13 protein-coding genes are annotated in these 10162 nt (G+C 67.8%); 12 read left to right on the top strand and 1 reads right to left on the bottom strand.

The genetic code is table 11. The features are described 5' to 3' along the window. Nucleotides 1–513: 513 nt before the first annotated feature. A complete protein-coding gene (locus KME77_RS20425; protein ID WP_219470160.1) occupies nt 514–933 on the top strand; it encodes a DUF3592 domain-containing protein in 420 nt (139 codons plus the stop codon). Continuing rightward, nucleotides 896–1099 carry a hypothetical protein gene (locus KME77_RS20420; protein ID WP_219470158.1) on the top strand — a complete coding sequence of 68 codons (204 nt, stop codon included), beginning with the start codon at nt 896–898 and terminating at the stop codon, nt 1097–1099. Before KME77_RS20425 ends, KME77_RS20420 begins: the two co-directional genes overlap by 38 nt. Nucleotides 1100–1361: 262 nt before the next feature. On the opposite strand, the gene KME77_RS29450 is transcribed toward KME77_RS20420, so the two are convergent. Continuing rightward, a complete protein-coding gene (locus tag KME77_RS29450; protein ID WP_219470156.1) occupies nt 1362–2114 on the bottom strand; it encodes a GntR family transcriptional regulator in 753 nt (250 codons plus the stop codon). Between the two features lie 245 nt (nt 2115–2359). Between KME77_RS29450 and KME77_RS20410 the strand changes: the two genes are divergently transcribed. The 10 genes from KME77_RS20410 to KME77_RS20365 all read left to right on the top strand — a co-directional run bounded on the left by KME77_RS20410 (nt 2360) and on the right by KME77_RS20365 (nt 10031). After that, nucleotides 2360–2719, top strand: a complete 360-nt coding sequence (locus KME77_RS20410; protein ID WP_219470154.1) for a WhiB family transcriptional regulator — start codon at nt 2360–2362, stop codon at nt 2717–2719. Continuing rightward, nucleotides 2716–4209, top strand: coding sequence for a hypothetical protein (locus KME77_RS20405; RefSeq protein ID WP_219470152.1), 1494 nt, complete (start codon nt 2716–2718; stop codon nt 4207–4209). Before KME77_RS20410 ends, KME77_RS20405 begins: the two co-directional genes overlap by 4 nt. Nucleotides 4210–4247: 38 nt before the next feature. Further along, nucleotides 4248–4685, top strand: coding sequence for an SsgA family sporulation/cell division regulator (locus tag KME77_RS20400; RefSeq protein ID WP_219470150.1), 438 nt, complete (start codon nt 4248–4250; stop codon nt 4683–4685). A gap of 160 nt (nt 4686–4845) precedes the next feature. Further along, the gene (locus KME77_RS20395; RefSeq protein WP_219470148.1) at nt 4846–5109 is read left to right on the top strand and encodes a hypothetical protein; all 264 of its coding nucleotides are present in this window, start codon (nt 4846–4848) and stop codon (nt 5107–5109) included. Continuing rightward, nucleotides 5102–5560 carry a hypothetical protein gene (locus KME77_RS20390; protein WP_219470146.1) on the top strand — a complete coding sequence of 153 codons (459 nt, stop codon included), beginning with the start codon at nt 5102–5104 and terminating at the stop codon, nt 5558–5560. The genes KME77_RS20395 and KME77_RS20390 overlap by 8 nt, the downstream gene beginning before the upstream one ends. 15 nt (nt 5561–5575) lie before the next feature. Next, nucleotides 5576–6001, top strand: a complete 426-nt coding sequence (locus KME77_RS20385) for a hypothetical protein (RefSeq protein ID WP_219470144.1) — start codon at nt 5576–5578, stop codon at nt 5999–6001. After that, a complete protein-coding gene (locus KME77_RS20380) occupies nt 5998–6843 on the top strand; it encodes a hypothetical protein (protein ID WP_219470142.1) in 846 nt (281 codons plus the stop codon). Before KME77_RS20385 ends, KME77_RS20380 begins: the two co-directional genes overlap by 4 nt. Before the next feature lie 148 nt (nt 6844–6991). Further along, on the top strand, nt 6992–8914 hold the full coding sequence (locus KME77_RS20375) for a hypothetical protein (RefSeq protein ID WP_219470141.1): 1923 nt from the start codon (nt 6992–6994) through the stop codon (nt 8912–8914). Next, the gene (locus KME77_RS20370) at nt 8911–9243 is read left to right on the top strand and encodes a hypothetical protein (RefSeq protein ID WP_219470137.1); all 333 of its coding nucleotides are present in this window, start codon (nt 8911–8913) and stop codon (nt 9241–9243) included. The genes KME77_RS20375 and KME77_RS20370 overlap by 4 nt, the downstream gene beginning before the upstream one ends. Nucleotides 9244–9524: 281 nt before the next feature. Next, a complete protein-coding gene (locus KME77_RS20365; protein ID WP_219470136.1) occupies nt 9525–10031 on the top strand; it encodes a hypothetical protein in 507 nt (168 codons plus the stop codon). Nucleotides 10032–10162 lie beyond the last annotated feature (131 nt).

Genomic DNA, 10162 nt, shown 5'->3' with positions numbered 1-10162 from the left:
GGCGTGCCTGGCAGCACAGCCCGCCGCCGGACCGCCCTGCCTGCTGCCGCCCTTCGGGCAGGGCTGGCCGGGGCACGCGCATCCGCCTGTGCGTGACCCCGGCCCTTCACCATCTGGCGTAAGCACAAGTGAGGGCCGTCCCACGGGACTTATCGTGAGGCGGCCCACCGCGTGCAAGATCGGAGAATCATGGCGTTGACGCGAGTCAACTGGGAGGACCTGCCGCTGGCGACCCGGGGGCAGCGCAGAAGCACACTGGGCCGGTCACGGCGGCGCGGACGGTGTCGGAGGGCTTAAACAGCGCGGTGGCGATGCTGTTGACGACGGGCGCGGGGGCTGTGTTCGTGAAAAGGTGTCTTCGAACCCCGCGGCCGAGTAATTGATCCAGGTTCGTCGAAGCGTGAACGCCAGCCTGTAGCCGCTGGAGTCTCCTTCTAAACTGTTGTCGCCTTACGACAAGCTCGCCTGGGTCTACTTGAGGAACCATCTATGGTTCTCCGACGTTGATCCCTCGTGCGCACGACATGGTTCAAAGCGTCGTTTTACCTGTTATTCGCTGCCTTCTTTGCTGTGGCAGGAGGCGCTGAGTGGATGTCGACAAGCGGCATACGCGCCTATGGCATTACGACCAAGGCCACCATCCGAGAAGTGCACCATTTTTACGGTCGTTACTCGGAGTCCTATGTCGTGGTTGAGTTCACCGCAGCCGATGGCCAGCAGATCACGACCGATGTAACTGACTACTTCTGGTGGCCCGAACCACAGGTGGGCGGCGTTACCGAGCTGCTCTATGACCCAGCTGACCCCTGGAATCGCGTGCTGGACCCTCGGGTGGGGCCCGATTTTCTGATTCCTGCCGTCTGCTTCGTCGGAGCGTTGATCTTCGCTGTTATCGGTGCACTCTACTTGCGCCGCCTCCGCGCGATCCGGTAATAGCGAAGCGTTCGCCTATGACGAGAACCTCAGCCCACTGGGGCCGGACGTCACCGACTTTGATCATGCCGGGTGGTTCGCTGGGGATCAGCTGCTGCACGCCGACTACAACCTGGTGAACGTGCTCATCAGTGGGTCGCAGGCGCTGCTGATCGACTGGGCGTAGCCTACCCGGGGCGCGGGCTGGATCGACCCGGCCTGTCTCGTCATCCGGCTCATCGCCTGCGGCCACACCACCGGGCAAGCCGAGCACGTCGTGTCCGGCCTGCCCGCATGGCGGCTGGCTCCGGTCGACGCGGTTCATGCGTTCGCTGCCGCGAGCGTGCGGCTGTGGCGGGAGATCGACGGGGCGGCGTCGATGTCGTGGACGGCCCGGATGGCCGAAGCTGCCCGCGAGTGGGTGACCTACCGGGGAGCGGCAGCGTAGGTCACAGGCTTCGCAGCGGCAGGTCGTCGGTCTGGAACCGGACCTTGCGCGGGTTCGCCACCCGGCGCAGCAGTTCCACCGGCTGGGCATCCTCGTCTCGGATGATGCGCTCGGCCGTCAGGATGGACACGCCGGGCCGTAGCCGTAGTGTCTCGGCTTCGTCCTTCGTTGAGGCGCGAGCACCGACGAGTTCGCGGACCCGCGCTGTCGCGGGGTCGAGCACGCCGGCGGCGATGAGCGCGGCCAGCGTGCCGCCGTCGACCTTGTCGCTCCCGGCGACGGGGGTGCCGTCGACTAGGGCGAGCGGGTAGTACACAGTGTCGAGCATGACGGCCTGGCCGTCCGCGAGGGCGTGCCGGTTGCGGCGGACGATGGTCGCGCCGACGCTGAGCTGCAGGGCGCAGGCGACATCGGGGGCGGCCGGGCCGCGTTCGACGGAGATGAGCTGCATGCTGCCGGTGCGTCCAGCTTGGTGGCAGGCGGTTTCCCAGGGGCCGCGCCCGTTGCTGTGCTGGGTGGCTGTGCTGAGGTCGATGTGAACGGGCCGCAGGTCTTGGACGATGAGGCCGCGGGTGGCGACGCGCCAGACAAGGCCCTCGTCGCGGAGAATCTTCACGGCGGCGCTGATGGTGTTGCTTGTGGTGTCGTAGGTGGCCTTCATGGTGGCTTGGTTGGGGAGGATGTCACCGGGCGCGTAGGTGCCGTTGATGATGAGTTCGCGAAGGTGGTTCGCGATCTCGTCGCGCCTTGTCACGGGTGCGCTCCTCCTGTTGGTGTGCCTCGATCATTGGATGTTGTCACAAGCGTTTGACAATTGATCGTGCCCTGGCTCATCATGCTTTCAGTACGACATGTTATCTAGATAACACTCCGGTGCGGGCGCAAAAGTAAGCGGCCCCCGGAACGCTACGGGTACCCATCCCGCACCGGAGGCCGCCCTGCTCTTCCCAACCAACCCAATTAGCCGAGAGAACACGACCTGAAAGGTCTGCGAGAAGTATGACACGCCCAAACGACCCCACGATGGACCTCCCCCGCCTCCGCTCCATGTACGACACGATCACCGAGACGGGGCTGTGCACCCGGCCCGGCGTCGACCCCGATCACTGGTTCCCCGACAAGGAACCCGGCCTCAACGCCATGATCCAGCGCGGCTTCTACGAGCAGGCCGCCGCCGCCCGCTGCGCCGGATGCCCGGCCCGATACGAGTGCCAGGTGACGGCACAGGCCGAGGAGGCCGCAGACCTCATGCTGCACGGCTACGAGCCGCACGGCATCCGGGCCGGCCTGGCCCCCTGGGTGCGCCTCGACCTCCTTCTCGCAAGCGGTATAGCACGCGACAACGAGGAGGCCGCGTGAACCCCCTCGCCGACGTGTTCGACTACGTCACCACCAACCCGATCAGCTCGGCGATCATCGCCCTCGTCGCGCTCGCGGGCCTGGCGCTGACAGTCAAGGTGCTGCGCCTGGCCTGGCGAGCTGCCGCCTGGCTGTTGGCCCGCTACGTCGCGCCACGTCCCGTCGAGGACGTGCTGACCGTCGTGTCCGCGTCCATCGCGACCGGCGTGTCCGCGCAGGGCATGTGGCGCTTCTCCGGCGACGTGCTCGGCTTCGACGGCCCGCTGCGGGTCCTGCTGTTCGCGTTCATCGAGGTCGCGATGGTGACCAGCGCCGTCCGGGCCCGCCGGAACATGCGGGAGAACCACAAGGCGGGCATCGACGGCCTGGCCGTATGGGCGCTGACCTGCCTGTCCGCGGTGCTGTCCAGCATGGACTCCAGCAGCTTCCCCGAGGCTGTGTTCCGGCTGGCCGCGCCGATCGTCGCCGCCTGGCTGTGGGAGCGCGGCATGTCGATCGAGCGGCAGCGGCTCACCGGCCGAAGCCGGATCAACTGGCGGCTCACCCCTGAGCGCGTGCTGGTCCGGATCGGCCTGGCCGAGTCGTCCGACCGGACCGCGACGGAGGTGGACGTACACCGCCGCCTCACCCGAGTCGCCCTCACAGCGAAGCGTGCCCGCGCGCTACGCGAGGCCGACGCCTCCGACTGCAAGCAGGCCCGCGCGCTGGCGGCGCTGGACAAGGCGATGGACCGCGCGGTCGAGCACACCGGGCTCGTGCAGGACAAGGACAAGCAGGAGCGGCTGCTCAACCAGATCGCCGCGCTGTACAACACGGCCGAGCTGACGAAGGTGAAGACGCCCGCGTTCTGGCAGGAGAGCCGTGGCACAGGTCGTGACACGACGGAGCGTCCGGCAATCCCGCCTGCCGCTGATGCAAGCTCTGTTGCTGGCGCGTACCGTGACACACCTCGTGACACGGATGGTGGCACGAGCGGTGACACAGCTCCGGCCGTGTCACCGCCCTCCGTGGCACACCCTCCCGTGGCACAGCAGCCTGTGTCACCGCCCCCCGTGACACAGAAGCCCGTGACGCAGAAGCCTGTGTCACGCAAGCCGAACAGCACGCGCCATGGCACGCCGGGTCAACCCTCCAGCGAGGAGCTTGCGCGGCGCATCAAGTGGCTGCATGACCTGGTCAAGACCCACCCCGGCCTGGAGGTCGCGGACCTGCGCGACAAGGCCATCGAGGAGTACGGCGTCAGCACGCGCACCGCGTACCGGTACATCGAACAGGCCGGGCTGGCACCGAATGACACAACCGGTGGCACGCCCCGTGACACGACCGGTGGCGCAGACGGTGGCACGCCCCGTGACACGGACGGCGCGACCGATGACACGGACGACGCAGCCAGTGACACGCCTGGTGACACGGCCCGTGACACAACCGATGGCACAACCCGTGACACACCCGGTGACACGGCCCCCGGCACCGCGCCCAACGCGGCGTGACACGACACCCAACCAACCCGACACCCGAAGGACACAACATGGACCACCCCGACGTGAGCTGGGCCAAACTCAGCGCCGTCCTGCCGATGTGGCAGGACAACAACCCCGACAAGTTCCTCATGGGATGGCTGCACTACCTCCCGGTCGACCCATGGTTCGTGCAGGTGCACGTCAGCGGCGGCGTCGTCAGGCTCGACGTGCCCCGCGACGTGCTCCTCAAGGGCGTGGACGAGCTGGCCTCCTGCGGGGAGCTGCAGGTCCGCCCGTCCGGCGACCCGATGTGGACGCTGTTCACGCTGCGCTGGGGCCCGGACAAGGTGACGTTCCGCGTCCCCGCCGCCAGCCTGCGCAGCCTCCTGGACGAGACGGCGAAGCTCGTGCCGGTCGGCCAGGAGGGAGCCCGCATCAACTGGGACATCGAGCTGGCGGCGCTGTTCGAGGACGTCGACGAACCCCAAGGAGGTGACGGTCCGTGACCGGGGTTTCGGGGCGGTTCGCTGCCGCTGCGGCGCTGACCGGCAGCTTCGCGGACGGCCCAACGCGCGCCCGCGCTGCGCAGCGCGCACGCCCGCGCATGCGCGCACGCGAGGCGCAGCCTATCAAAGATCACAGCCTGTAAGCAGGAGGAGGAGCACGTTGGCCAGGAACCGCACCGGCCCCGAGGAGCGGAAGGCGTTCCACACCCGCCGGATCAACGGCGAACGGAACGGCATGCGCCGCTTCTTCCTCGCCGCGTGCTGGGTCGCAGCCGAACTCGCCCAGCTCGCCAAACGCGACCCGGCCAAGGCCCACGCGGACGGCCTGCACCTGACCAAGCAGATGCGGACCATCGCCGAGGACCTGAACACCAAGCACGCCAACCACCTCAAGGCTCAGAAGGGAGGAAGTAGCGATGTATGAGCTGAGCCTGCCCGCAGACGACGGCGACGAGCAGCCCGAGCAGGACAACGTGGTCCACGGCCCGTTCCCCGCACCGGTCGCCGACATCGCCGCTGTGCCCGCCGAGCAGGACGAGCCCGCAGAGAACGCGGTGCCGGTCTGGTCGACGGCCGCCGACGCGCTGCTGCCCCGGCTGGAGCAGATGCTCGACGACCTCGTGGTGGGCGACGGCCTGTTCGGTCAACGGCCCGCGTCGATCGCGACGCTGGCCCGACAGTACTGGATCGACCCGCCGCAGTTCGTCCGCGACGCCATCGCCCTGCGGATCGCCTACGGCCTGTACGGGACGCCGGTCATTCTCGCGAACGTCATCCTGCAGCCCCTCTTCCTGATCATCCGCTACCCGTCGCTGCTGGCCGCTGTCCTGGCCGTCGGCGCTGTCGTGTACCTCTTCACAGTCGTTCTCGCCTGAAAGGCAATCCCTTCCATGAATCTCTCCTTCGGCCTGGTCATCGGCGGTGCCGTGGTCGCCGCGGTGTTCCTCGCGCCCGCCATCGCGGTCATGCGACACAGCACGCTGTTCCGGAAGATCCACTTTGTCGTCGCCGTCGTCATGATCCTCGGCGGTGTCGGCCTCATCGGTGTCGCCGCGTGGCTGGTCACGCTCGGCGCGGACTGGGGCCTGGAGGTGTGGATCGGCGTCCCCGCGTTCATCGCCCTGGTGCTCGTCGCCATCGGCGTCATGATCGGCGTGTCCGACTGGGACATCGGACGGCCCAGCCAGTGGGGCCTGTTCGCGCTCTCGGCGCTGATCACGATCGTCGTCATGACGTCCGGCCCGACCTGGGCGTACATCAGCGGCCAGTTCAGCTCCAACGCCAACACCCTCAAGTCCCAGGTGGAATCGAAATGATCATGCTCATTCTCGCCCTGGTCGTCGCCGCAGCCGTCACCGGCGTCATCCTGTGGCGTCGGCCCGACGCCCGCACCGCAGCCAAAGCCGTCACCGCCGGCGCGTGGCGGTCAGGCCGCACGCAGGCCGCCACCGAGTTCCGCAACGGCTACACCGCGACCCGCGACGCCTACGACCGGGCGCAGAAGGCGCTACAGGGACGCGGCACCAAACGCGCCCGCGCCCTGTCGGCCGGCCTGGAGCTGCTGGGCGTCACAGCCGTGACCGCAGGCGGGACCGTGTACGGCGCGGCCAAGATTATCGGCGCGGCCCGCCGCATCATCGTCGAAGCCGCGAAGGGTGGTCGGCACGCCTACCGGACGCTCGAAGTCGAAGCCGAGGTCGTGCACGACGACCCGACGTACGAAACGCCGCCCGCGCCGGACGGCGGCAGGCTGATCACTAACACGATCATCATCGCCACCGACACGTGCCAGAAGTGCGGCGCCACGCACTCCGTGATGCTCCACCCCGGCCAGGACAAGGCTGCCATCAGATGCGCGTGCGGCCAGGAACTCCGCTTCACCCGAGCCGCCCCCGAACCGAACACGCAAGCAAAACAGCGGGCAGAAACCCACAACACCGGCACCGAGCAAGCGCCGCAACCGGAAGGAAACACCATGTCCGTCGCCCAGGAAGCCACCGGCCTCACCAGCTACGCCCTCGCGCACGAGCAGATGGCGCAGGAGCTGTCCAGCCTCGCCGCCACCAGCAACAACCTCGTCGCGAGCATGGGCGACCTGCTCGCCCAGCACTCCGACCTCGTCGGCAACGCCGCCATCTTGCAGGACCTGCTCAACTAGGCCGCGAACGTGGCCGCGCTGATCGCGAAGGACGCGGCGGCCGCCGCGACCGCCTGACCGCTGAGGTTGCGGGTCCCGCCACGGCCTGGTCGTGGCGGGTGCCCGGAGCAGAGCGATCACCCCGCACGCTCGGAAGGGAGCGCACTCCATGGCCACCACCGTCAGCAAGAAGAAGACCGAGCCCGAGGAACAGCCCGAACCCCGCCGGATGCGGCGCGCGTTCCGCCGGATCAAGCACCGCCAGCGCGGCCGGATGGCGTACGTGCGGCCGGTGGCGTGGCTGGCCACCATCCAGACCGCCGCCGTCCTGGCCGACGTGACCGGCCTCGGCCTGGAAGTCACCGGGCCGGCCGTCGTCATCGCCGTAGGCGCGACCCTGGTCAAGGCGCGGCGACGCGGCCAGAAGGCCGCCCTGAAGCGGAAGGTGGCGGGCGGCCTGTGGCTGCTGGTCGCCCCGTTCGTCGGCCCGTACGGGCTGATGGCGCTGGCGCTGTGGGTCGTTGGCGTGGTCACGTACGCGAACTACTGGTACGGCCTGCACCGCTCGGCCACGGACCGCCGGACGGACCGGCCGAAGGCCCCGCCGAAGGACACCGTGGCGGGCGTCGAAGCGTGGTGGGAGCAGACAGTCGCCTCCAACAACGCCGTGTTCGCCAACACCCACCTCACCAAGCCGGAGCCCGTCCCCGGCGGCTTCACCGCCGTCATCGTCGGCGAGCCCGGCAAGACCGAGTTCGACCGGATGGACAAGGCCAAAGGCACCATCGCGTCCGCCCGCCGCGTCGGCAAGGACCAAGTCGAGCTGGGGCCAGCCCCCGGCGGCGACCACTCCGGAGCCCGGGTGACGATCGTCGAGCGGGGCGACAACCTGCGCAAGGTGCAGTACCTGGAGGACTACGCCGCAGCGATCGACCCGGAGACCGGCATCGCCCGCGTCGGCTCGTTCTTCGACCTCAAGCCCGCCCACTGGTCGTTCTGGACCACGAGCGCGGGCGCGCAGATGGGCATCAACGCCGGGTCGACCGGCGCGGGCAAGTCCGGGTTCGGCGGCAGCAAGCTGGCGCTCGTGCACCAGTGCGAGCTTGCTGTGGCGGTGCTGCTCGACGCCCAGGACGGCAGCTCGCAGCCGGACTGGAACGGCCGCACCCCGATCAGCCGTGAAGGCGTGCCAGCGTGCTGGGAGGAACTTCAGGCGCTCGACTACGTGATGGGCCGCCGCGCGCAGCACATCGCGCACGCGCCGTGGGTCGACAACAAAGGCCGGGAACGGCACGGCAAGCCGTTCCTGGTGCCAGGTGACCCGGACCTGGGCGGCATGGTGCTGCTGTACGTCGCAGTCGAGGAGCTGCCGCTGCTCCTGGGCGACGACGCCCTCGGCGCGGAAGCGACCGTGTTCCTGGCCACCGCCGCGAAAACCTGGAGGAAGCCAGGCGGGGCGATCGACGTCTACACGCAGAACCTGGGTCTGGAGAACTTCGGCGGCAAGCCCATCAGCAACACGCTCCGCTCGAACCTGTCCGGCGGCGGCAGCGTGGCCGCGTTCCGCACCGGCTCCAGCCAGGACTGGAACATGGTCGGCCTGGCCGCCGACCCGTCGCTGCTGCAAGCGTTCTGGGAAGGCACCCGAGACAAGACGCATGGTCTCGGCTACCTCAAGGGCATCGACAACCGGCCCGGCGGAAAGTGGCGCGCAGCCATCTCGCGCGACCTGTACGAGATCGCCACCAGCCCCGCCGCCGGGAAGCTCGACGACATCACCGCGGGCTTCTTCGAGGAGTACCACGAGATGCGCCGCCGCGGCGTCGACCCGCGCGAGCCGGGCGCGGTGACGCCGGCGAAGGCCTCTTCGACCGCGCCGCAGTGGTCGCCGGGGGACGTGCAGGCCGTGGTCGAGCACGTGCTGATCAGCGGGCCGAAGGACGTCGGCGCGCTGTGCGTGGCGGCGCGGCGGCGGCTGGACGGGGTGTCGCTCGGCGAGATCCCGGCCGCGTTGCGGACGTTGGAGAAGGCAGGCCGGATCCGCAAGGGCGGCGACGAGTCGTACCAGCTGATGCAGGAGGTTCAGCAATGAGTGCGGTTCCCGCGCCGCACGCCGGGCGGACCGGCTCCGCGTTGCGGGTGGCGGTTGTGACGGTGGCGTGGCTGGCGGTCGTGGTGGCGATGGAGCTGGTGTGCAGGCCGTGGCCGGGCACGGAGGTGCTGGTGCCGGTGGTTGTCGCCGTGGCGGTCGCGGCGGTCGCCGCGGTTGGCCGCCCGGTCGGCGGCACGCTGCTGCTGTCCAGTACGGCGATTTTGGCCATAACCGTATGGGGCTCAGTAGGCGGTGCGGTCTTGATCGTGTCGAGCGTCACCGCCGTGGTGTTGCTTCCCGTTCACGCCGTTCATCCACGCCCGAAGTAGCTGACCAGCTTGTCTGCCCCGTGCAGTTATGGCCGATGCATTGGCTACAGGTAAGAGTCGGTGCAGCCATCGCTGCGTGACGAGGCCATCCATGCAAGTGCGTATCCGTACCGCGCAGAAGCACATAGGGCGCATAAATCGTCACAAGTAACGTGTCCGAATCTATGCCCGGTCTTTGTCCGGAGTATGCCCTCGATTCCTCCGTGCCATCAGCAGACGCTTAACGAGCGGTGCTAACTTCCCGCACTGCATGATCAGGTTTCACGATTCAGGAGAGGGTCATGACAATCAAGTCAGGAGCACTACAGGTCTTACGAGCAAGGCTGTCGCACATCGTCGCTGCATTCGTCGTGCTGGTTTCTGTGTTCTCGGCTACCACTCCGGCGGCACAGGCGGGGCAAGCGAAAGGGGCGGCTCATGCAAACACGTCTAGTGCAGGAGCACTGGCCTCCCCGGGCCTGTTCCCCTTCTACCGTGATACGGAGGTTTTGATTCGAGATCTGAGCACGCCACTACGCGACATCGCCATCAACAATTGCCCGTCCGCGTATGTATGCGTCGCCGTCGGCGAAGGTGACGGTCAGCACACTGTATTTAAGCTTTACAGGTGCACCGAACGTACCATATCGAACTTCCTGGGCTACGGCGCCGTCGCTAATAGTCAAACAGGAAACGTAACGGTCCGCCTAAAAAAGCAGGATGGAACGAAGTATCAGGATATTCCAGTAAGCTCCACTCCAGCGCGCGTTTATTGGGACCCCGTTTGGTACATCGATCCGTGCCTGTAAGGTATCCCTCCTTCACGTGTACCAGCGACGCCCCTGGAGCGGCCGGACTTCCCGCACTACTCACACCGACTACGCGCCGAAGTCGCCAACACGGCATCACCCCTGCAGGCGAAACCTGCAGGGGTGATGCC

Source organism: Nonomuraea rhizosphaerae, from assembly GCF_019396405.1.
In the GTDB taxonomy this organism is placed as follows: domain Bacteria; phylum Actinomycetota; class Actinomycetes; order Streptosporangiales; family Streptosporangiaceae; genus Nonomuraea; species Nonomuraea rhizosphaerae.
This window is presented reverse-complemented; position numbering and strand designations above follow the sequence as displayed.